This window comes from Dietzia natronolimnaea (assembly GCF_002289575.1).
Classification (GTDB): Bacteria; Actinomycetota; Actinomycetes; order Mycobacteriales; family Mycobacteriaceae; genus Dietzia; species Dietzia natronolimnaea_A.
This window is the reverse complement of sequence record NZ_NTGA01000015.1, coordinates 124862-145299: the sequence shown is the minus strand read 5'-3', so window position 1 is coordinate 145299 and position 20438 is coordinate 124862. Positions and strand designations below refer to the sequence as shown.

At 70.6% G+C, this 20438-nt stretch carries 20 protein-coding genes; 12 read left to right on the top strand and 8 right to left on the bottom strand.

What is annotated here, in order from left to right; translation table 11 throughout:
- Positions 1-48: 48 nt before the first annotated feature.
- The 3 genes from CEY15_RS08965 to CEY15_RS08955 are packed head-to-tail and all read right to left on the bottom strand — an operon-like array spanning position 49 to position 2452.
- Complete coding sequence (locus CEY15_RS08965; protein WP_095718136.1) at positions 49-462, bottom strand: DUF6802 family protein; 414 nt, start codon at positions 460-462, stop codon at positions 49-51.
- Entirely contained in the window at positions 459-1805 is a 1347-nt protein-coding gene (locus tag CEY15_RS08960; protein WP_095718135.1) for a hypothetical protein, read from the bottom strand. Before CEY15_RS08960 ends, CEY15_RS08965 begins: the two co-directional genes overlap by 4 nt.
- The gene (locus CEY15_RS08955) at positions 1802-2452 is read right to left on the bottom strand and encodes a hypothetical protein (protein WP_095718134.1); all 651 of its coding nucleotides are present in this window, start codon (positions 2450-2452) and stop codon (positions 1802-1804) included. Before CEY15_RS08955 ends, CEY15_RS08960 begins: the two co-directional genes overlap by 4 nt.
- Before the next feature lie 86 nt (positions 2453-2538).
- Here CEY15_RS08955 and trmB point away from each other — a divergent pair, with 86 nt between their 5' ends.
- The 5 genes from trmB (at position 2539) to CEY15_RS08930 (ending at position 8299) form a co-directional block, all read left to right on the top strand.
- The gene (trmB, locus tag CEY15_RS08950) at positions 2539-3279 is read left to right on the top strand and encodes a tRNA (guanosine(46)-N7)-methyltransferase TrmB (RefSeq protein WP_095718133.1); all 741 of its coding nucleotides are present in this window, start codon (positions 2539-2541) and stop codon (positions 3277-3279) included.
- 37 nt (positions 3280-3316) lie between these two features.
- Positions 3317-3991 carry an NYN domain-containing protein gene (locus CEY15_RS08945; protein ID WP_095718132.1) on the top strand — a complete coding sequence of 225 codons (675 nt, stop codon included), beginning with the start codon at positions 3317-3319 and terminating at the stop codon, positions 3989-3991.
- A gap of 12 nt (positions 3992-4003) precedes the next feature.
- Complete coding sequence (locus CEY15_RS08940; protein ID WP_095718131.1) at positions 4004-6496, top strand: MMPL family transporter; 2493 nt, start codon at positions 4004-4006, stop codon at positions 6494-6496.
- Positions 6497-6560: 64 nt separating this feature from the next.
- Entirely contained in the window at positions 6561-7931 is a 1371-nt protein-coding gene (locus CEY15_RS08935) for a lysylphosphatidylglycerol synthase transmembrane domain-containing protein (protein ID WP_095718130.1), read from the top strand.
- Positions 7928-8299: a DUF3054 domain-containing protein gene (locus CEY15_RS08930; RefSeq protein ID WP_095718129.1), complete on the top strand. Its 372-nt coding sequence runs from the start codon at positions 7928-7930 to the stop codon at positions 8297-8299. Before CEY15_RS08935 ends, CEY15_RS08930 begins: the two co-directional genes overlap by 4 nt.
- On the opposite strand, the gene CEY15_RS08925 is transcribed toward CEY15_RS08930, so the two are convergent.
- Positions 8296-9336, bottom strand: a complete 1041-nt coding sequence (locus CEY15_RS08925; protein WP_231750370.1) for a glycoside hydrolase family 25 protein — start codon at positions 9334-9336, stop codon at positions 8296-8298. The two genes, CEY15_RS08930 and CEY15_RS08925, sit on opposite strands and share 4 nt — an antisense overlap.
- A 206-nt stretch (positions 9337-9542) precedes the next feature.
- Between CEY15_RS08925 and CEY15_RS08920 the strand changes: the two genes are divergently transcribed.
- On the top strand, positions 9543-9815 hold the full coding sequence (locus CEY15_RS08920; protein WP_017836166.1) for a hypothetical protein: 273 nt from the start codon (positions 9543-9545) through the stop codon (positions 9813-9815).
- A 59-nt stretch (positions 9816-9874) separates the two neighbouring features.
- On the opposite strand, the gene CEY15_RS08915 is transcribed toward CEY15_RS08920, so the two are convergent.
- Positions 9875-10564, bottom strand: coding sequence for a pentapeptide repeat-containing protein (locus CEY15_RS08915; RefSeq protein ID WP_231750369.1), 690 nt, complete (start codon positions 10562-10564; stop codon positions 9875-9877).
- Between the two features lie 191 nt (positions 10565-10755).
- On the opposite strand from CEY15_RS08915, the gene CEY15_RS08910 reads away from it, so the two are divergent.
- The 6 genes from CEY15_RS08910 to CEY15_RS08885 are packed head-to-tail and all read left to right on the top strand — an operon-like array spanning position 10756 to position 16975.
- A complete protein-coding gene (locus tag CEY15_RS08910; RefSeq protein WP_095718127.1) occupies positions 10756-11268 on the top strand; it encodes a DUF4395 domain-containing protein in 513 nt (170 codons plus the stop codon).
- Positions 11269-11315: 47 nt separating this feature from the next.
- The gene (locus tag CEY15_RS18605) at positions 11316-11876 is read left to right on the top strand and encodes a hypothetical protein (RefSeq protein WP_217987091.1); all 561 of its coding nucleotides are present in this window, start codon (positions 11316-11318) and stop codon (positions 11874-11876) included.
- A 36-nt stretch (positions 11877-11912) separates the two neighbouring features.
- Positions 11913-13931 (top strand): M13 family metallopeptidase, encoded by a 2019-nt coding sequence (locus tag CEY15_RS08900; RefSeq protein WP_095718126.1) that lies wholly within the window; start codon positions 11913-11915, stop codon positions 13929-13931.
- A 40-nt stretch (positions 13932-13971) separates the two neighbouring features.
- Positions 13972-15063 (top strand): NAD(P)H-dependent amine dehydrogenase family protein, encoded by a 1092-nt coding sequence (locus CEY15_RS08895; protein ID WP_245847435.1) that lies wholly within the window; start codon positions 13972-13974, stop codon positions 15061-15063.
- A complete protein-coding gene (locus CEY15_RS08890) occupies positions 15060-16031 on the top strand; it encodes an esterase/lipase family protein (protein ID WP_176475058.1) in 972 nt (323 codons plus the stop codon). Before CEY15_RS08895 ends, CEY15_RS08890 begins: the two co-directional genes overlap by 4 nt.
- Positions 16028-16975, top strand: coding sequence for an alpha/beta fold hydrolase (locus CEY15_RS08885; RefSeq protein WP_095718124.1), 948 nt, complete (start codon positions 16028-16030; stop codon positions 16973-16975). The genes CEY15_RS08890 and CEY15_RS08885 overlap by 4 nt, the downstream gene beginning before the upstream one ends.
- A gap of 44 nt (positions 16976-17019) precedes the next feature.
- Here CEY15_RS08885 and CEY15_RS08880 read toward each other — a convergent pair whose 3' ends face one another.
- The 3 genes from CEY15_RS08880 to CEY15_RS08870 form a co-directional block, all read right to left on the bottom strand.
- Positions 17020-17943 (bottom strand): L,D-transpeptidase, encoded by a 924-nt coding sequence (locus CEY15_RS08880; RefSeq protein ID WP_095718123.1) that lies wholly within the window; start codon positions 17941-17943, stop codon positions 17020-17022.
- Positions 17944-18052: 109 nt separating this feature from the next.
- Complete coding sequence (locus CEY15_RS08875) at positions 18053-18952, bottom strand: L,D-transpeptidase (RefSeq protein WP_017836175.1); 900 nt, start codon at positions 18950-18952, stop codon at positions 18053-18055.
- A 589-nt stretch (positions 18953-19541) separates the two neighbouring features.
- Complete coding sequence (locus tag CEY15_RS08870) at positions 19542-20435, bottom strand: hypothetical protein (RefSeq protein ID WP_095718122.1); 894 nt, start codon at positions 20433-20435, stop codon at positions 19542-19544.
- Positions 20436-20438: the final 3 nt, after the last annotated feature.

Genomic DNA, 20438 nt, shown 5'->3' with positions numbered 1-20438 from the left:
CCTTCCGGGCCCCGATCGTGGCCCCGACGTGAGCAATGCCTCAACTTTTCAGATGTGGCCGTGGTCGATGCGTTCCCACCGGGCCGGGGTCGGTGACGATTCGGGGGACCCGGCACGGGCCTCGTTGGTGAAGCCCCCGAACGGGACCCCCTCCGCGGGATTGGCCAGTCGCCAGGAGTCGTAGCTGCCGTCGAACCGGACCGTCGAGACATGGTCGACCGTCCCGTCGCCGTCGACGTCCGTGTAGACGGTGAGCCCCCGGCCGTCCCCCCGGGTGACGGCCTCCATGAACCCGTCGCCGTCGAGATCCGCCTCGGGAGAACCGAGATCGAGGACACCGTCACCGACCGGGACGTGCAGGCCGAGGGACGAGGCCTCGGCGAGCGGGGCACCGTCGAGGCCGCACACGTCGGGTCTGGCACTGAAGTCGGAGGGTTCGGAACCGGGGAAGGGGTCGGTCATGTCGAGGGGCTCCCTGGGGTGGCGAGGGCGGGCGTGGGAGTGCCAACGGTATCCGGGGAGACTGCGGCCGGCGTGGTTCCGGGGGCTCTCCCGGCGAGCCGTGACCGGCGGATACGGCGTTCGAGGTCGGCGACCCGTGGGCCCGGGTCGTGAGCGAAGCCGTCGGTGATGGTGGACTCCGCGGCCAGGATCCTGGCGCCGAGGGACTGCTCCACCTCCGCGCGCAGGGCGGCGAGTCGTTCCGTCACGACGGCGGCCGTGTGTGTCCGGAGCGACTGGGTCCGGCGGACCGTGACCGTCGTCCACCCGAGCGCGACGCCGCAGATCAGTGCCAACGGGATCACCACCACCGACAGTCCGGGGACCTCGGCGAGTGGTGCCAGGAGCATGCGACCCACGCCGGTCCCGCCGGCGGCACCCATGATCATCACGATCGACTCCTCCGCGGTGTTCCGGGGCGGACGACCCGGCGTGATGCCGCCCGTCGGTGCGGGGATCCGCGGCGTCGTGGGTGCGGAGGCGCCGAGGTGTCGGGCCACGAGAGCGTCCGCACGACGGTCCGCCCGGACGATGGTCCCCGCGATCGCGCGATCGGCGTCGGAGGCCAGCGCCCGGACGATCCCGTCGACTCGTGATCTGGGCGCGGCCGCGAGTTCCTCCCGTACGCGCGAGCCGAGGTCGCGCATCGACCGGTGCAGGTCCTGCACGACCTCCATACGCAATGCCTGGACGTCCTGCCGCAGCGCCTGTGACCGCGAGGTGATCGCCTCGGTGCGGCGCGCGAGGAGCCAGTCGACGGTGTCCGGGCCCGGGTCCGGTGCGGTCGCCCGATCGGCTCCGCCGCGGAGGCTGCCCCGACCCGCGCGCGACCCGGCCGTGCCCGCGGCGGCGGGCCCCGGGGCAGGGGCGTCGAGCACCACCCGGAGCAGGTCGGCCGCGGCGGAGGGGTCGGAGTCCACCACCCGCACGGGTGCCGTCACCCCCGCCTCGGCCAGTCGTCGGGTGGTGACGTCGAGGGTCTGAGCCAGGGCGTCGGGGTGGCATGAGCCGACTCCCCCGGCGAGGGCCACCGCCAGTGGGACGCGGGAGGCCACGCCACGGGCGACCTCGAGGTCGTCGGGACGGATCGGGCAGACGGCGTCGACGACGAGGACCGCCGCGTCCGGCCGCTCGTCGGGTCCGGCGTCGACGAGGACACGGATGTGCCGGCCGCTGTCGGCACCGGGCTGGCCCGCGACCGCCCCGAGGGCCTCGGCGACCGCCGGCGCGGCGGAGTCCCGCGCGCCGAGCACGGCCACGGTCAGGGCGCCCCGTCCGCGCGGGTCCGCCGGGTTCCCGCTCATGTCCTGCCCTTCGGGCCCAGTGCACACAACGCCGCCTCGGCGAGGTCGCCGACGCGGTCGTCGACCGCGAGAGTCTCCAGTTCCGACTCCAGGCGGGCCAGACGCACGGCGGCGAGGCTCTCCAGGGCCCGGTCGAGGAAGGCCACGACAGCGTCGAGAGACGTATCGGACGGCTGCCGGGCGTCCACCGCGGGGAACTCACGGGCCCACCGGGGCGGGTCGGCACCGTCGACGCCGGTGGCCACCACCAGCAGGGAGTGCGCGCGAGGCCGCCGCATCCAGGCCTCCTCGTGGCGGCAGGGCGCCGTGCGCAGGCAGATGATCTCGGCATCGGGTGCAGGACCCACCGGTCGCCCGGGTGCGGCCAGCACGTCCAGGTCCTCGACCGTGGGCCGCCACCCCCGTCGCGTCCGCAGGGCCGCGGCGAGGGTGCGTCGACCCGACCCGAGTCCGCCGCGTACGCGGATGTCCACCGGCGCGTCGACGCGGTCGAGGGCCCGTTCGAGCTCGCGGAGGCCGTCTCCGGCCGCGTGGCCGACACCGTGCTCCCGGGCGGAACCGACCATCCGTCGGACCCGCGAGACGGGGTCGGCGCCAGGGGGCCGCACCCTGGTTCGGGTGGCGGCGTCCTGGGTCACGATCGGCACGAGGTCATGGTGTCCCGGCCGGGCTCCCGCGGCAAGACCTTCCCCTGGATTCGGACCCGGGCCCCCGATTACGCGATGATGACCGGGTGAACCAGAGCGAAAGCCCCCGATCGGCGGACGGATCGACCCCTGATCACGACCCGCGTCTGTTCCCCCGGGTCACGGCCTACCGGTTCCGGCGCGGCACCCTGCGCCCGGGCCAGCAACGCAACTGGGAGGAGCACTGGCCCACCTACGGCCGCAACGTCGCGGACGAGGTGATCGATCCGCAGGCCATGTTCGGCCGGGTCGCGCCACTGATCGTGGAGATCGGCTCCGGGACGGGGACGTCCACGGCGGCGATGGCGGCCGAGGAGCCGGAGGTCGACGTGATCGCTGTCGAGGTCTATCAGCCCGGCCTGGCCCAGCTCCTGGGGATGATCCTGCGTGAGGGACTCGAGAACGTCCGGATGATCCGCGGCGACGGGGTGGACGTACTCACCAACATGATCACGCCGGCGAGCCTGACCGGGGTCCGTGTGTTCTTCCCGGATCCGTGGCCCAAGGCGCGCCACCACAAGCGCCGTCTCCTGCAGTCGGGGACGTTCGCCCTGATCTCCTCGCGCCTGCGTCCCGGCGGTGTGCTCCACGTGGCCACCGACCACGCCGACTACGCCGACTGGATCGCCGAGACCGGCGATGCCGAACCGTCTCTCGAGCGGCTCGACGCCACGACCGGGGACGGACACGTACCGTTCAGTCTGAAACGACCCGTGACGAAGTTCGAGGGCAAGGGTCTTCAGGAGGAACGAGCGATCAACGAGTTCCTCTGGCGCCGCAGAGACTGACACACCCGTATCTCCGAGAAGGCCGAGGCTGTAGAAGATGACCCCACCTGACGGACCGGACGACCACGAGATCACCGGTGTGGTGCCGCCCGACGACCCGGGCCTGGTGCTGCTCGTCTGGGATGCGCCCAATGTCGACATGGGGCTGGGGTCGATCCTCGGCGGACGCCCGACGGCCCTCTACCGGCCGCGCTTCGACGCGCTGGGGCGGTGGCTGCTCGGGTACGCGGGCGACCTGTCGGTGAGTTCGGGCGACACCCTCGAGGCCGAGGCGACCGTCTTCACCAACATCGTCCCGGGTACCTCGGACAATGTCCGCCCCTGGGTCGAGGCCCTGCGCAACGTCGGCTTCGCGGTCTTTGCCAAGCCCAAGACCAGCGAGGACTCGGATGTCGACGACGACATGCTCGAGCACATCGACCGGCGCGCCGAGTCCGGTCGACTCGCGGGCGTGGTGGTGGCCTCCGCCGACGGGCAGGCGTTCCGCGAACCGCTGGAGGATCTCGCTGACGAGATCCCCGTCACCGTCATCGGTTTCCGGGAGCACGCCACCTGGGCAGTCCAGCACGACACGATCCGATTCCTCGACCTGGAGGACATCCCGGGTGTGTTCCGGGAGCCCCTGCCCCGGGTCAGCCTCGAGAACCTGCCCGACGAGGGGGCCTGGTTGCAGCCGCTCCGGCCACTCACCGCCCTGCTCACCTCGCGTTAGGAGCGCGCAGCCGTGTTCAACTCACTCGGGCGTCTCGTCGCCCGCCGCCGCATCCTCGTCACGGTCTTCATGGTCGTGGTCATGGCCGCGCTCAGCGTGGCGGGCAGCATGTTCGGAAACGCCTTCGGTCAGGGCGGCTTCGAGGACCCGGAGAGCGGGTGGGCGACGGTCGAGCGGCTCGAGCAGGAGGCGTACGGCCGTGACGCGCTGGGCGACGTCGTCGTCACCTACCACGCCCCCGAGGGCACCACGGTCGACGATCCGGCGTTCCAGGAGCCTATCCGGGCCTCGCTCGACTCGATCCGCACGGAGTTCCCGGACGAGGTCACCGGCGTGACCAGCTTCGTGTTCAACCAGTCCCCCGCCCTGGTCAACCGGGACGAGGGCATCGCCGTGGCCTCCATCCAGATCGCCGGAGAAGAGGAGGAGATCCTCCAGAACTTCCGGGTGATCGAGGACCGGATCGACGTCGACGGGATCGAGACGGACGTCGCGGGTGTGCAGGCCGTCGCCGGGGCGTTGCAGGACGGCATGGACGCCGACCTCGTGCGCGCGGAGCTGATCGCGCTCCCACTGGTGTTCCTGCTGCTCATCGTGGTCTTCGGCGGGGTCGTCGCCGCGTTCCTGCCCGTCGCGGTGGGTGTGCTGACGATCGTGGGCTCGCTCGGTGCCCTGCACCTGCTCTCCCTGGTCACGCCGGTGAACTCCTTCGCCCAGAACGTGGTGACCCTGATCGGTCTGGGCCTGGCCATCGACTACGGGTTGTTCGTGGTGAGCCGGTTCAGGGAGGAGATGGCCGAGGGGTATCCGCCGGACGCGGCGGTGCGTCGCGCGGTGGCGACCGCCGGTCGGACGGTGGTGTTCTCCGCGGTCATGGTGGGCGTGACCCTGTCCGGTCTGCTCATCTTCCCGCAGGACTTCCTCAAATCGGTGGCCTATGGCGCGATCGCCGCGGTGATCCTCGCCGCAGTTCTGTCGGTGACCCTGCTGCCGGCCGTTCTGATGATGCTCGGACACCGCGTCGACATGCTCGGCATCAAACGCCTGCAGCGCCACCGCTCACGCGAGGAGGTCGAGAACGGACTGTTCGGTCGCATCGCGGACTTCTCGATGAAGCGCCCGGTGGCCGTGGCGGTCCCGGTCGTGGTGGTCCTGGTCGCGCTGATCATCCCGTTCTCCGGGGTCAAGTTCGGCGGCATCAACGAGACCTATCTCCCGCCGGACAACCCGACCCGCGTGGCGCAGGAACAATACGACCAGAACTTCCCCGGAACCCGCACGGATCCGGTGAAACTCGTCGTGATCGGGTCGGACGGCACCACTCTGTCGCAGATCCGCTCCGCGGCGAACGAGGCGCCGGGCCTGACCGGGCCGTTCCAGTTCGCCAGGTCCGGCCAGCAGGACGCGCAGGGCCGCGACGTGGTGGTCCTGCAGACCGGCGTCGTCGACCGCAACGCGGCCACCGACACCGTCGAGTACCTGCAGGCGTTCCCGATCCCCGCCGGGACCGAGGTCTACGTGGGCGGTAACCCGGCCATGGAGCGCGATTCGGTGGAGGCACTGGTCGACGGGCTGCCGTGGTTCGTGCTCTACGTCCTCGTCGCCACCACCATCCTCATGTTCCTGGCGTTCGGCTCGCTGGTGCTGCCGATCAAGGCCGCGATCATGAACCTGCTGGGGCTGGGGGCCACGCTCGGGATCCTCACGTGGATCTTCGTCGACGGCCACCTCGCCGACCTGCTCGGCTTCACCCCGGGGCCGCTGACCTCGCCCGTGGTCGTGCTTCTCATGGCGATCATCTACGGCCTGTCCACGGACTACGAGGTGTTCCTGGTGTCTCGGATGGTGGAGGCGCGTTCGCGCGGGGCCCGCACCGCGGAGGCCATCCGCAACGGGGTGGCCCACACCGGTCGGATCATCACCTCGGCGGCGCTCATCCTCATCGTGGTGACCGGCGCGTTCGCGTTCTCGGACATCGTGATGATGAAGTACATCGCCTTCGGCATGATCGCCGCGCTCATCATCGACGCCACCGTCATCCGTATGCTGCTCGTGCCGTCGGTGATGCAGATGCTCGGCACCGACAACTGGTGGGCGCCGAAGTGGATGAAGCGCGTCCAGGAGCGCGTCGGCCTGGGCGAGGCCGAGATCGACGACGAGCCCGAGCTCCTGGTCGCAGGCCCGGGACGGGTCGGGTCGGCGGGCGCCGGTGCGCCGGTCACCGCCCCGGACGGGCCCGTGGACGGACGGTCGACCTCCGCGACCTCCGACGCGGTGGAGGCGCAGGGCTCGGCGACCGCGGTGGGGGTCCTCGAGCCCGAGCCCGCACCGCAGCCCGAGCCCGCACCGCAGCCCGAGCCCGCACCCCGATCCGAGCCCGCACCCCGATCCGAACCCCGTCGCCGGGACGACGGCGGCGCGGGGGAGAAGATCCCCGCGGCAGAGCTGATCGCCCGGCTCCGGCGGGAACGGGAGCGGGAGAGGGAACGCGATCACGACGCGTGAGGCCCGGCCCGGCCCCCGGAGTGTGAACCTGGGTCCCGGCCGTCCCGCGGGTTATGGTGGCGTGATGAAGGGGACGCGGGGCACCACGCTTCGCCGTGGTGTCCGGATGGTCCTGGCCAACCCCTGGTTCAAGGCGATCGCCACTCTCACAGTCCTGGGTTTCGTCCTCTACTGGCTCCGCGGACAGATGCCGTTCTTCGCCGAGGGGTTCTCGGCGGTGGTCAATCCGCACTGGGGATGGGTCGCGGTCGCGTTGGTGTTCTCGTACCTCTCCATGTCCAGCTACGGCTCCGTGCAGAAGGTGCTCCTCCAGTCGGCCGGGGTCAGGGTGGGGTACTGGGGGAGCGTCGGCCTGGTCTTCTCCGCCAACGCGTTCTCGACGTGCATTCCCGGCGGTCAGGTCTTCGGGACCACCTTGACCTACCGCAAGACCCGGCAGTGGGGTGCGACCCGCGTCGTGGCGTCGTGGCAGCTGGTGATCTCCGGGGTGCTGTCGGCGGTGGGGATCGTGCTGCTCGCGCTGGCGGGCTTCTTCCTGGTGGGCCGCGTGTCCAACCCGTTCCTGCTCATGCTGTCGGCCGTCGGTCTCGTGGCGATCGTGGTGGTGGTGCAGTGGGCCGCGCGGAACCCGGACAGGATCGAGGAGGCCCTGCTGACCCTCCTGGCCTGGGTCAACGCGCGGCGACGCAAGTCCGCCGATCACGGCGCCGCCGGTGTGCGCAAGATCGTGGAGCAGGCCGAGGCGGTCGAGATGACCAAGACCCAGTTCTCCAAGGCCTTCGCGTTCTCGCTGCTCAACTGGGTGGCCGATGTCGGCTGCCTGTGGGCGGCCGCCCACGCGGTCGGCGCGCAGCCCAGCATCGGAGGTCTGTGCATCGCTTATGTGACCGGCAAGATCGTGGCCTCCGCGCCGATCACTCCGGGCGGGCTCGGGACGGTCGAGTTCGCGCTCATCACCGCACTTACCGCGGGCGGACTCGGTGCGCATCAGGCATTCGCGGCGGTGTTCCTCTACCGCATCGTCAGCTTTGTCCTGGTGGCGCTGGCCGGGTGGGTGGTCTTCTTCCTCTTCTACCGTGGAGCAGTGGAGGTCGACCCCGATGTCGCCCACGAGGACGGCTCTCCCCCTCCGGAGCGCCCGTCGTCGTCGACTACTGGCCACCCTGACCGGTCCGCGGTCGTCGCCGCCCCGCCGGCCGGAATCGCCGCGATGTGGCCGCTGCACGGCACGCCGTGGCGCCCGACCGTCCACGGCCATTCCGGTCCGATCCCCCTCCTGCGGGTCCGCGATGACGGGACGCGGACGGGCGAGCCCGGCGAGCCGGGCGAGGGTGACGGGAGCGGCCGCGGGGCCCGCGATGAGACCCATGTCGAGGCCGACGAGGACTCCTGTGCGGTGAGTGGCCCGACGCGACGAGACGAGAAGGAGTCGTGACGACGGTGGCGCTTCCGTTGGTATTCCTGTTAGACGCGGTGTCGGTGGTCGTGTTCGCGACCTTCGGGCGCGGTGCCCATTCCGAGGGCCTCGGTATCGGCCAGGTATGGGGTACGGCGTGGCCTTTCCTGGTGGGCCTGCTGGTGGGGTGGATCGCGGTGCTGATCGCACGCCGCGACCCCGCGAGGGTCCGAGCCGGTGTCGTGGTGTGGGCCTGCACGCTCGTCGGCGGGATGGTGATCCGCGGTCTGGGTGACGGGCGGGTGCCGCACTGGAGTTTCATGGTGGTGGCCGCGCTCGCCACCGGGGTGTTTCTCGTGGGCTGGCGGGCGCTGCGGGCGGCGGTGTCCCGGCGCCGGGCGGTCTAGCGGAACTCTGGCGGGATCTGGTCGAGCATGTGGGCCGGGACGGTGACGGTCTCGGGCAGCCTGACGCCGTCGGGCGCGGGGAGACCTTCGGGGACCACGATGGTGACCGGTTCCGCGCGTCCCCCGGCGACAGGGGCGGGAGCGGGATCGAGGACCGGTGCGGGATCCGGAACGCGCGCGATCTCCGGTGCCGGTTCGGGCGCCGGCGCCGGAGCTGGCGCGGCCTCGGGTGCGGGCGCCGGCGCCTCGCCCGGCGTGACAGGCCCCATCCACGCCCCGAGATCCTCGCGTGTCCCGGCGAAGATGTTGAGGTCCACGGGACCGGTGAAGCCCGGCACCTCGCCTGTCTCCGAGTTCTGCCAGAACAGCCACTCGTTCCACCCGCCGATCACGGGGAGCGTCGGCTCCGGGACCCCGTACTCGGCCAGCCACAGCGGGTACTCGGAGAACTGGGTGGTGTTGGCCATCCGGTCGATCCAGAAGAACCGGTACGTGTAGACGATCGGCGTCCGACCGGTGAGGTGCTGCAGTTCCGTGAGGAAGACCCGCGTCCACTCGATCAGCTCCTGCGGGTTCTTGCCCTCGTCGGTCTCGATGTCGAGCACCGGCGGCAACTGTTCGCCGCCCACCGACTGCACCCGGGTGGCGAAGGCGCGCGCCTGGATCGCGGGATCCATCGCGGGCCGCGCCTTGTGGTAGCTGCCCACGGCCATCCCCGCGGCGCGGGCGGCTTCCACGTCGGCCTCGTAGTAGCGGTTCGCGGGGCCGGTGCCCTCGGTGGCCTTGACGAAGGCGAACGACTGGCCTGATGCGGCGGCCGCGTGCCAGTCGACGTGTGCGCCGTGCGGATGCTGCCAACTCGAGGAGTCGACGCCGCGGGCCAGGCTGTCGAACGCGGGGGAGAGGGGGACGACGGCGTCGGCGCGGGGGGAGATGACGACGGCGAGAAGGCCGAGGGCCAGAGCGACCGCGGAGGCCAGGGCCACGATGAGGCGGGGGAGGAGGGCATGGCGCGACGGCTGACCGGCTGGTGTCATGGGGGAAGTATCAAGTAGTAACAACAATCACACAAGCAACTCGCGCAACTTTCCTCACAATTCGTCGGTGTGCGACAACCGGGCGGTGGTGGTGTGGGTCACGGATCCGTCACAACCGGTAACACGCTGTCCCACTGGTGCGATCACCTCTCCCGCCGCCCCTATGGTGGAAGAAATCCCTCCGTTCCCAGTCGGGAGTTCCCCTCGTGACCGATGCAGTAGATTTCTCGACCCCCCGCTACAGGCATGACCTCGTCGCCGAAGTCGACGGGCCGGCCGACGACGCGGTTCTCGAGGTGACCGTCACGGAGACGGTGGTGCTCGACGAGAACGGCGCAGGCCGCGGGACGCCCGAACTCGTGCTGAGGACCGGGGTCGACGGGGTCACCCTGACGGATCGCGACCAGGTGCTCCGCCTCCAGGCGATGATCAACCGGGCCGTCAACCAGTGGCGCGACGCGGCCACCCACCTACCCTGAGCGTTCGTCCCATCCCGTTCACTCGGCCCGTCTGCTCGGCCCCGTCTGCTCGCCCTAAGTCATTCAACCCTGATGCCCGCCTCGGCGATCAGCGCCAGGCCGACCCCCAGGACCTGTTCCGGCGAGATGAGCGATCCCCGGAGGGCGGACGCTCCCCTCAGGTCCTCCAGGTCGGCCCCGCGGAGGTCCGCCGCCGCGAACGACGCCTTGTCGAGGGTCGCCCCGCGCAGGTCCGCGCCGTCGGTCGACAGGTCCGCCACCCGCGCCTCCATGAGGTCGGCCTGCCTGCAGCGGGTCGAGGACAGCCGCACCCGGTGCAACCGGGCCATGCGCAGGTTGATCATGTCGGCGTGACAGTCGTCGAAGGACACGTCGGTGAGTCTGCTGTCGGACAGGACTACGCCGGTGAGGCGGCAGCCCACAAATCTGACCCGCGTCAACGTGGCCCCGTCGGCGACCATGCCGGACAGGTCGCACCCGCGCAGCTCGACATCGGTGAGTCGCAGTGAGTCGGCCCTGGCACTGCTCAGCCGGATGTCCTGGAGGATCGACTCACGGATCTCCGCACCGCCCATCTGGACCGCGCCCTCGGCGGGCGCAGGGGCGTCCTCGGCGCTGGCCCACACGCCATCCCACAGACCGTCCGGTTCGAGATCGGACCTCGGGGTCTGCAGTTGGTCCCGACGCGGCAAGGACGGTGCGGCGGGCGGTCGGGGCGAACCGGAACGGCGGCGGAGCGGTGGGGGCACGGGCGCCAGCCTAGGTGTGGGGCACGGGCGCCAGCCTAGGAGCGGGGTGCGGGTGCCCCGGGGTCGGCTGGTCCCGTGACGACCGGACTGGGACTTCGGCCGGTTCAGGCGTACCCTCGGAGGCATTGACAGACAGATCTGTCTACCTAAGTGCCGGTACGGAACCTACGGAGAGGTCGAGGAGGTCGGGCATGAGCCTGCGAGAGGTGTTCGCGTTTCCAGAGGTAGTCAATGACTACGCCGCCCGGTGCACCGCCGGTCTGGTGGTGGCGCTCGCGGTGGGGACGATGCTGGCACCGCCGCCCGCGCAGACCTGGCTCGCCGCGGCGCTGGTCGTCGGCTTCGCCCTCCGGGTGGCCGGAGGCCCGCGGTACTCACCGTTCGGGAGGCTCTCGGTGCACGTGCTCGCCCCGAGGGTCAGCTCCGAGCCCAAGCTGGTCGCTGGTGCGCCCAAGCGGTTCGCCCAGACGATCGGCCTGGTCATGTCCTCGGTCGCGCTCGGACTGTTCCTGGGCGGGCTCACGACGGCGGGGGTCGTGGTGCTGGGTGTGTTGGTGGCCGCAGCTCTCGCCGAGGCCTCTCTGGGGTTCTGCCTCGGGTGCTGGATGTACGGGCAACTGCAGCGCGTCGGGGTCGTGTCAGAGGACGCCTGCGTCGACTGCGCCGACATCTGGGCTCGTCCAGGGATGACCGCGCGCAACTGATACCGGCTCGCAACCGGCATGTCGCTGCGCCGCGTTACTGTGGGGGCATGACTACCCCGTCGGAGAATCACGAGCCCTACGGCCGCGACCGCGACGACTTCGGGTCGACGTATGGCACGGAGCCCTATGGGTCGACCGACTTCGGCGGTCAGGGGTACACGTCCCCCCGGTACGGCCAGCAGCCGTTCGCCGACCAGCCGTTCCACGATCAGCCCTACGGCGCCCAGCAATTCGGGGCTCAGCAATTCGGGGCTCAACCTTACGGAATGCCGAGTTACGGGGACCAGCCCTACGGGGCCCAGCACTTCGGTGTCCAGCCCTACGGGGCCCCTGGTGCCGGCGCTGTGCACCCGTACGCGACGAACTACGGTGCGTCGCGCAAGGAGCCGGCGCTCTCGCTGGTGCTGTCCTTCTTCCTGCCGGGGCTCGGCACGATCATCAACGGCCAGGCGGGCAAGGGGATCGGCATCATGACCGGGTACTTCCTCGGGATCCTGCTGTCCGTGGTCCTGATCGGGATCCCGATCATGCTCGGGTTCTGGGTCTGGGGGATGGTCGACGCCTACTCGGGGGCCAAGCAGCGCAACCTCGAGAACGGCTTCTACTGAGGGACTGCTCGTCGCCCCTTTCAGTAACCTGGTCGCATGACAGCGACCGAGATCCCCACCGCCGACGCCCCGCGCCCCTCGGGCCTGGACCTCCAGTACATCGATCCCGACGTGCGGTCGCAAGATGACCTGTACCAGCACGTCAACGGTACCTGGCTGCGGGACCATGTGATCCCCGCCGATCGGCCTATCGACGGCGCGTTTCTCGCCTTGCGCGACCTGTCGGAGGAGCGGGTGCGCGACATCATCACCGACGCCCCGGTCGACTCGAAGATCGGGGCGTTCTATGCCTCGTTCATGGACACCGACGCGGTCGAGGCCGCCGGGGTGGCCGCCCTCGCACCCGACCTGGCCGAGATCGACGGCGCCGCCGACCCCGACGCGCTCGCTCGTGCCATGGCCCGCCTGGAGAAGGTGGGCGTCGGTGGCCTGATCGGCGCGTACGTCAACAACGACGCCAAGAACTCCAGCGAGTACATCCTCTACCTGGTGCAGTACGGTATCGGGCTGCCGGACGAGTCGTACTACCGCGAGGACCAGTACGCGGAGCTGCGCGACCAGTACACCGACCACATTGCGCGGATGCTCGAGCTCGCCGGGCTTGTCGAGAGCGCGGAAGGCGAGGGCGCGGCCCGCCGCACCGCGGAGCTGATCGTCGATCTGGAGACCCGCATCGCCGCCGCCCACTGGGACGTCGTGGCCCGCCGAGACGCGGACAAGACCTACAACCCCGTCACGTGGGAGGAACTGCCGGAGCTGGCACCGGGCTTCCCGTGGCACGACTGGGCCCGCGAGGTCGGCGGCAGCCAGGAGACCTTCGGGCGGCTCGTCGCGATGCAGCCCGACTACCTCGCCGCCGTGGCCGAGCTGTGGGCCACCGAGCCGTTGGAGACCTGGAAGCAGTGGCTGCGCTGGCGGACCGTCTCCTCCCGCGCGCCCTACCTGGCCGCCGAGCTGGTGGACGAGAACTTCCGCTTCTACGGCACCGTGATGTCCGGCACCGAGGAGAACAAGGCCCGCTGGAAGCGCGGCGTCGGCGCGGTCGAGGCGGCCCTCGGCGAGGAGGTCGGCAAGGAGTACGTGGCCCGGCACTTCCCGCCCGGCCACAAGGCCCGGATGGTCGAGCTGGTCGAGAACCTCACCGCGGCTTACCGCTATTCCATCGGCCGGTTGCCGTGGATGACCCCGGCCACGCGCGAGCGCGCGCTGGCCAAGCTCGAGGCGTTCGTGCCCAAGATCGGCTACCCCGACACATGGCGCGACTACTCGGCGCTGGAGGTGCGCTCCGACGACCTGCTCGGCAACGTGCGCCGCTCCGCCGAGTTCGAGCACAACTACGAACTGGATAAGCTCGGCGGCCCCGTCGACCGCGGCGAGTGGCACATGACGCCGCAGACGGTCAACGCCTACTACAACCCGGTGATGAACGAGATCGTCTTCCCGGCCGCGATCCTGCAGCCGCCGTTCTTCGACGCCGACGCCGACGACGCCGCGAACTACGGGGCGATCGGCGCCGTGATCGGGCACGAGATCGGCCACGGGTTCGACGACCAGGGGTCCAAGTACGACGGCGAGGGGAACCTCGTGGACTGGTGGACCGACGAGGACCGCAGCGCGTTCGGAACACGGGTGGAGGCGCTGATCGCTCAGTACCAGGGCCTCACCCCCGACGGTCTGGATCCGGCCAAGGACCACGTCAACGGCGCCTTCACGGTGGGGGAGAACATCGGCGACCTGGGCGGACTGACCATCGCGATCCTCGCCTACCGCCTGGCGAACGGGCAGGACGGCGAGCCCGCCGTGGGAACCGGGGTGGGGCCGGAGATCGACGGTCTCACCGGACTGCAGCGGCTGATCGCCTCGTGGGCGATCGTGTGGCGCACGAAGACCCGCGCCGAGGAGGCCGCCCGTCGTCTGGCTGTGGATCCGCACTCGCCGCCGGAGTTCCGCTGCAACCAGGTGGTCAAGAACCTCGACGACTTCCACGAGGCGTTCGGTGTGACCGAGGCCGACGGCATGTGGCTCGCCCCGGAGGAACGCGTCAGCATCTGGTGAGCCCGGCCCGGCGCGGGCTCGATACGGTTATCGTCCGATCATGTCGAAGCGGGATGTGCCGATCAGGGTCGTGGAGTGGTCGACGGGCTACCTGGGCAGGATGGCGGTCGAGGCGATCGACGCCCGGCCTGAACTGGAGCTCGTCGGCGTCTTCGTCTCCGACCCCGCCAAGGTGGGCCTCGACGCCGGCCGGCTCGCCGGTCTGGACCGCGATCTGGGAGTGGACGCGACCGACGACCGGGCGGAGCTGATCGCGCTCGCACCCGACGCCGTGGTCTACACCGCGGAGACCGAGTCCCGGTTCATGGAGGCGATCGAGGACTTCACCGCGTTCCTGCGGGCGGGGATCAACGTGGTGGCCTCCGGGCCCGTGCTGCTGCAGTACCCGCACGGCATCCTGCCGGCGGAAATGATCTCCGCCCTGGACGAGGCCGGGCGGGGCGGCGGTGCGACCCTGCACGTCAACGGGATCGACCCGGGATTCGCCAACGACGTACTGCCGATGGTCATGACGAGCCTGTCCCGGCGGATCGACCTGATCCGGGTTGGCGAGATCGCCGATTACTCGGTGTACCACCAGGGCGAGACCATGCGGCGGCTGTTCGGATTCGGACAGACCATGGAGTCGCTCCCCCCTCTCCTCAGGCCGGGCATGCTCGCCGCCGGCTGGGGGTCGGTGGTCCGGCAGCTCGCCGCCGCGGTCGGGGTGGCCCTCGACGAACCCCTGGTCGAACGCCACGAGCGACTGCCCGCCGAGCGCGACCTGTCCCTGCTGGCGTGCGAGGTCCCCGCCGGCACGCAGGCGGCACTACGGTTCGAGGTCGCGGGTCAGGTCGACGGTGAGGACCGCATCGTCCTGGAGCACGTCACCCGCACGGCCGCGGACCAGGCGCCGGACTGGCCGAGGCCCGATCACGGTGACGGGTGCTACCGCATCGAGATCCATGGTCAGCCGTCCATGCGGGTGGAGTTCACCCACCACGCCGAACACGGCGACCACAACGAATCCGGAATGCTCGTCACCGCGATGCGGCTGGTCAACGCCGTCGAGGCCGTGGTCGAAGCCGAGCCCGGGCTTGTATACGCAAAGGACCTGCCGATGATCACAGGGCGTGGCTTAATGAGAAGATGAACATAATCGATGCCGCCCGCGCTGCAGTGGCCGCCGTGGCCGCGGCCGCCTTCGTCGTGACGGGCACGGGCGCCGCCCACGCCACGGATCCGACCTCGCGGGCCCCGATCCCGGTGCCCTACAGCTTCCTGACCGGCGCCGGCATGGCGCTCACCCAACCCGGGGCGGAACTCCCCGGGGCGAACGACTGGACCTGCCGGCCCTCGGCCGCCAAGCCACGTCCGGTGGTGCTGGTGCACGGCACCTCGGGTGGCGCCGTGACCAACTGGCCTACGTACGGTCCGCTATTGCACAACGAGGGTTACTGCGTGTTCACGCTGACCTACGGCGCCCTGCCTGATGTCCCGTGGCCGGTGAGTGTGCTGGGCGGGCTCTCGGACATCACGGCGGTCTCGGTGCCGCAGGTCGGGGAGTTCGTCGATCGGGTCCTGGCCGCCACCGGCGCCCAGCAGGTCGACCTCGTGGGCCACTCGCAGGGCACCCTGGTCTCCGGCCTCGTGGCCAAGGTCGGCCGCCCCGGCAAGGTGCACACCGTGGCCTCGATCGCCCCGCTGTGGGAGGGCTCCGGAGGGGGCATGCGCAGGTCGTTGGACGGCGTCCCGGGAGTGTCGGAGCAGCTGGGGCAGATCCCCGCCCTGTCCCAGATGTCCCCCGGCTCCGAGGTGCTACAGCTGTTGTGGAGCGGGGGTTCGCCCTACGCCCCCGGGGTGCGCTACCTGAACGTCGTCACCCGGTACGACCAGTTGGTCACGCCCTACACCTCCGGGCTGGTGCCCGGGCCGATGACGACCAACGTGGTGATCCAGGACGGGTGCGAGCAGGACCACGCCGAACACCTGGCGATCGCCTCCGACCCGCGGGCGGCGGACTTCGTGCTCAACGCGCTCGATCCCGCCAATCCCCGGGCGCCCCGGTGTGAGGCCATCGCCCCCTACCTGGGTCCGATCCCGGCCCCACCGGGCTCGTGAGCGCGCGCCGGGCGGTCACAGGGGTCGCGGGCCTGGTCGCGGCTGCTGCCCTCGTCGTCGTCGCTTCCGGGCCAGCCACGGCGTCTCCCGCCACCGAGCAGGTCCCGTGGCGCTGGTGGGACGGCGCGGCACACCAGCTCACCAATGGCCTGGCGGACCCGCCCGGGATCAACCGTGACGACTGCCGGCCGAGTCCCCGCCATCCGGTTCCGGTGATCCTCGTCCACGGCACCGGGCTCAACGGCGGCAACTCGTGGGCCACGTATGGTGCGGCACTGGCCGCGGAGGGCTACTGCGTATGGGCACCGACGGTCGGGGCCCCGCCAGGCCTCGGCTCGACGGGAGGATTCGACTCGCTGACCGGTGCCTCGGCGCCGCAGCTCGCCGCCGAGATCGACCGGGTCCGCGCCCTGACCGGGGCCCACGAGGTCGACCTGGTGGGGCACTCCCAGGGAGCGATCATCGCCTCCTACGTCACCGCCACCACGCGGGCCCACGCGGTGCGCACCGTCGTCACGCTGGGGGTCGACCCCGCCCGGTCGGGCGAGGGGCCGCCGGAGTTCGTCACCGAGTTCCTCGAGGTGATCTCTCCCGGCACCGCGCGGCGGGACGCCGAGGCCACCCTCGCGTGGCTCGGGGACGAGGGCGTGCCGTTCGCGCGCGGGGTCCGGTACGTCGCGGTGGTCTCGGACTATGACGAACTCACCGGCCCCGTCACCGCGCCCGTGGTCCCGGACTTCGTGGATCTGCGGGTCGTCAGGCTCCAGGACGGCTGTGAGGCCGACCGCTCGGGGCATCTGACAGTGCTGGCCTCGCCCCGGGCGGTGGACTTGGTCACGGACGCCCTGGGTGGCACGGCAGCCGAGGCCGGAGACGCGCGGCCGCCGCGGTGCGTGCCGGCGGATCAGCTTCTGGGCGTGCTCGCGCCCGTGCCGCCGCGGTAGTCCCCGCCGCTCAGTAGGTCCAGTCGCTCAGTAGTTCCGGTCGCTCAGTAGTTCCAGTCGCCCTGGCCGTCGAAGGCGCCGAACTGGCGACCCGGGCCGTTCTTGACGATGAACGGGTCGCCGTTGCGGGTGTTGTCGTAGAACCAGCGCGCGTCCTCGGGGCTGACGTTGATGCAGCCGTGGGAGACGTTGCGGACGCCCTGGTCGGCGACGGACCACGGGGCCGAGTGGACGTAGATGCCGTCGTAGCTCAGCCGGACGGCGTCGTGGACGATCGAGTCGTACCCGCCGTTCTCGATGCGCAGCCCGAAGGCCTCGGAGTTCATCCGGACCTGCCGTCCGCGCTGCCCGGTGTAATACACGCCGTTGTAGGTCTCCCAGCCGCGCATCCCGGCGGACGCCCGCATGGTGCGCACGTGCTGGCCGTTCCGGGTGACGGTGACGAGTTTGGTGCGGTCGTCGTACTCCGAGATCAGCGCGTCACCGGTGCGGAACGCCTGCTGCCGCTTGCCGCCGGCCCAGACGGTGACCGAAGTGTTGACCGGCCAGAAGGAGTGCGGGCGCCACCGCACCTGGGAGTCGGTGACCCAGTAGAACTTCCCGGCCACCGGCGGTTCGGTGCGGATGCCGAGCGTGGCCTCCGCGCGGGCCCGGTCCGCGATGGGCCGGTCGAAGAAGAACATGACCGGCTGCGCCACGCCCACGACCTCGTTCTGGGTCGGGAAGACGTTGACGTCGCCGTACTCCGGCGCGGGTCGGTCGGGACCGATCACCGGGTAGGTCAGCACCGGCATCGCCCCGACTCCCGGGATGAGCGGGGTGGGCAGCGGGGCGTTCTCCAGTTGCGGGATGCCGGGCGGGCTCGGCGGCATCACGGACTGCGCGTGAGCCCCCGGGGCGAGCCCCAGGAGGAGGGCAGCCGCGGCGAGGATCGCGGTGAGGGCCGGGATCCGGGGCGAACGGGTCATTGCTACTCCTGGGGACGACGGAGGCGAGGGGTTCCTCTCAGCCTAGGCGGAGGACTCTCTTAGGGTGTCGCGGTCCGCACCGATTGTGTTTCACCCGTTGGCGATCGACTCAGTAGTTCCAGTCGCCCTGGCCGTCGAACTCGCCGAATTGCCGACCCGGTCCGCCCACCACGATGAACGGGTCGCCGTTGCGGGTGTTGTCGTAGTACCAGGCCGCGTCCTCGGGACTGAGGTTGATGCAGCCGTGGGAGACGTTGCGGACCCCCTGGTCGGCGATCGACCACGGCGCGGAGTGGACGAAGATGCCGTCGTAGCTCAACCGCACCCCGTTCTCGACGGTGGTGTCGTAGCCGCCCGCCGTCCTGGACAGTCCCCAGGTGGAGGAGTCCATCCGGACCTCGCGCGCACGCCAGCCGTTGTAATAGATGCCGTTGTGGGTGGGGTAGGAGTCCCGCCCGGCGGAGGCCCTCATCGTGCGGACGATCTGGCCGTTGCGGGTGACGGTGACCAGGTGGGTGGCGTCGTCGTAGGTCGAGACGACCGCGTCGCCGGTGCGGAAGGTGTTCTCCTGCCCGCCGGCCCACACGGTGACCGCCGTGCCGGCGGGCCAGAACTCGTGGGGCCGCCATCGCAGCTCGGAGTCGCCGACCCAGTAGAACCTCCCCTGGACGGACGGTGCCGTTCGGATCCCGACGGAGGCCTCCGCCCGGGCGCGGTCGGCGACGGGCCGGTCGAACCGGATCATGACGGGTTGCGCCACCCCCACGGTCTCGTCGCGGGTGGGGTACACCGACGCCACCGGTTCCACCGCGGGGCGCGGCGGTGCCGGCACGGGGATCGTGAGGACCGGTTGCGCGGCCACCCCGGGTACCTGGGGAAGGGGCGCCGATTCCAGGCCGGGAAAGGCGACGGACTGCGCTGACGCGGCGGGGGCCAGTCCGGCGGTGAGGCCGGTGGCGAGGCCGGTCGTGACCAGGAGGGACGCGAGGAAGCGGGTTCGGCGGGTCATCGTTCTCCTTCGGGCCGCGGTCAGCCGGGCACTGGTGACGTTTCGGGCGGTGACGGGGGTGAGCCACAGGTGCGGTGAGTGAATCCGCAGGACTCAGCTTAGCCACAATTGTCACACAGGAAACATACGTAACAGAACCCCGTGGGCGCGGTGAGTGCGGCAGTGGATGTGTGGGCGCCGGACTGGGGCGGTCCTGCGGACCGGATCGGAGGGGGCCCGATCGGAGAGGGTTGGTTCCATCGTTCGTTGGTAACGGTGTTCACAAAAGTGCAGGTGAGCCAACCGGCTCCCCGTACTGACCATAAGTCAACAGAAGAACTGCTGTTCATGGGCTTGCCAGCGGAACGAGTGCAACATAGAGTTCAACCAGTCACCGGCCGGGGGGTGCGGTGGCGAGGTGAAGAACGGATGAGGGGCTGTTACTTCACGATGAGGGGCCGGTTTCATTACCGGGGCACCTGGGGGGGTGTCGGCCCGCCGCCTTTCGGGGCGCGCGTGGAAACCGGAAGGCGCGATGCGCAGTCCGTTGAAAGGGAACGGCGTCGGATGCTGAGGGGCTCCGGCGCCGTTTCTGATTTCCAGTGGAACGTCAGTCGAGGATGTGCTCGGCGACCCTGTGCAGACCCGCGAGCGCTCGCGCCTCGGCGTCGGGGGACCGGGGCGTCTCCGGGCTGATCAGCGTGATGTGCCACAGATCGTTGTCCGCGATGAGGATCGTGTGGACCTCGACACCGCCGCCGGTCGGGGCCGCCGCGCAGTCGATGTACGCGGTGCCGAGCTCGGGGAGCACCGGTGCGGGAGCCTCGGGGGCGCCCGGCGGCGCATCCGCGATCGAGGCCGACTCATCGCCGCGGACCTCCGAGCAGGCGTATCGCACCCCCAGCAGCGCGGGCTGTCCACGGAGTGCGGCCTGGGGGCCACCACGCGGCTTGACGACCCCGGCGGCAAAAGTATCCGGAATCTCGTCCCGGTCCGCGGCGGCGGTCCGGGGGGAGGTGGGCGAGGTCGTGGGCATGGGCTTGACCTCGGTGGACGTGGTGGCGGTGTCGGCTGTGTCGGCTGTGTCGTCGTCGGCGGTGTCGGACCCGTCGGCGTCCTCTGCTTCTTCGGTGGTCGCCTCCGACTGCTGCATCTCGTACAGCTCCAGCGATCCCGGGCCGCCGTAGGTGCAGATCAGGCCCAGATCACCGGAGCCGATGGGCTCGATCTCGGGCATGTCGGCACCGGTGAACTCGATCAGCTCATCGGTCGGCAGATCGAGGAGCTCGCAGGCGTTCAACCGGTCATCGGGGGCGGGGCGTCCCTCGATCATCGCGGCGGCGATGTCGGGCTGTGGCGCCGGCGAGATCCGGGGTGGGCCCGTCTCCCCGTTACCCGCGACGCCGGACGCCGAGCACCCCGCGATCGCCAGGACCGCCGCAGACGCCGCCGATCCCAGGGCGACTCGTCCCCCCGGGGCGGTGCGGGGTCGCTGCGATCGCATGGA

Bases quoted from the DNA above. Each gene is read 5' to 3' on its own strand.
- CEY15_RS08900 (WP_095718126.1), top strand. From the start codon at position 11,913: ATGACAGCGACCGAGATCCCCACCGCCGACGCCCCGCGCCCCTCGGGC.
- CEY15_RS08895 (WP_245847435.1), top strand. From the start codon at position 13,972: ATGTCGAAGCGGGATGTGCCGATCAGGGTCGTGGAGTGGTCGACGGGC.
- CEY15_RS08945 (WP_095718132.1), top strand. From the start codon at position 3,317: ATGACCCCACCTGACGGACCGGACGACCACGAGATCACCGGTGTGGTG.
- CEY15_RS08875 (WP_017836175.1), bottom strand. From the start codon at position 18,952: ATGACCCGCCGAACCCGCTTCCTCGCGTCCCTCCTGGTCACGACCGGC.
- CEY15_RS08880 (WP_095718123.1), bottom strand. From the start codon at position 17,943: ATGACCCGTTCGCCCCGGATCCCGGCCCTCACCGCGATCCTCGCCGCG.
- CEY15_RS08925 (WP_231750370.1), bottom strand. From the start codon at position 9,336: ATGACACCAGCCGGTCAGCCGTCGCGCCATGCCCTCCTCCCCCGCCTC.
- CEY15_RS18605 (WP_217987091.1), top strand. From the start codon at position 11,316: ATGACTACCCCGTCGGAGAATCACGAGCCCTACGGCCGCGACCGCGAC.
- CEY15_RS08960 (WP_095718135.1), bottom strand. From the start codon at position 1,805: ATGAGCGGGAACCCGGCGGACCCGCGCGGACGGGGCGCCCTGACCGTG.
- CEY15_RS08870 (WP_095718122.1), bottom strand. From the start codon at position 20,435: ATGCGATCGCAGCGACCCCGCACCGCCCCGGGGGGACGAGTCGCCCTG.
- CEY15_RS08935 (WP_095718130.1), top strand. From the start codon at position 6,561: ATGAAGGGGACGCGGGGCACCACGCTTCGCCGTGGTGTCCGGATGGTC.
- CEY15_RS08910 (WP_095718127.1), top strand. From the start codon at position 10,756: ATGAGCCTGCGAGAGGTGTTCGCGTTTCCAGAGGTAGTCAATGACTAC.
- CEY15_RS08890 (WP_176475058.1), top strand. From the start codon at position 15,060: ATGAACATAATCGATGCCGCCCGCGCTGCAGTGGCCGCCGTGGCCGCG.
- CEY15_RS08965 (WP_095718136.1), bottom strand. From the start codon at position 462: ATGACCGACCCCTTCCCCGGTTCCGAACCCTCCGACTTCAGTGCCAGA.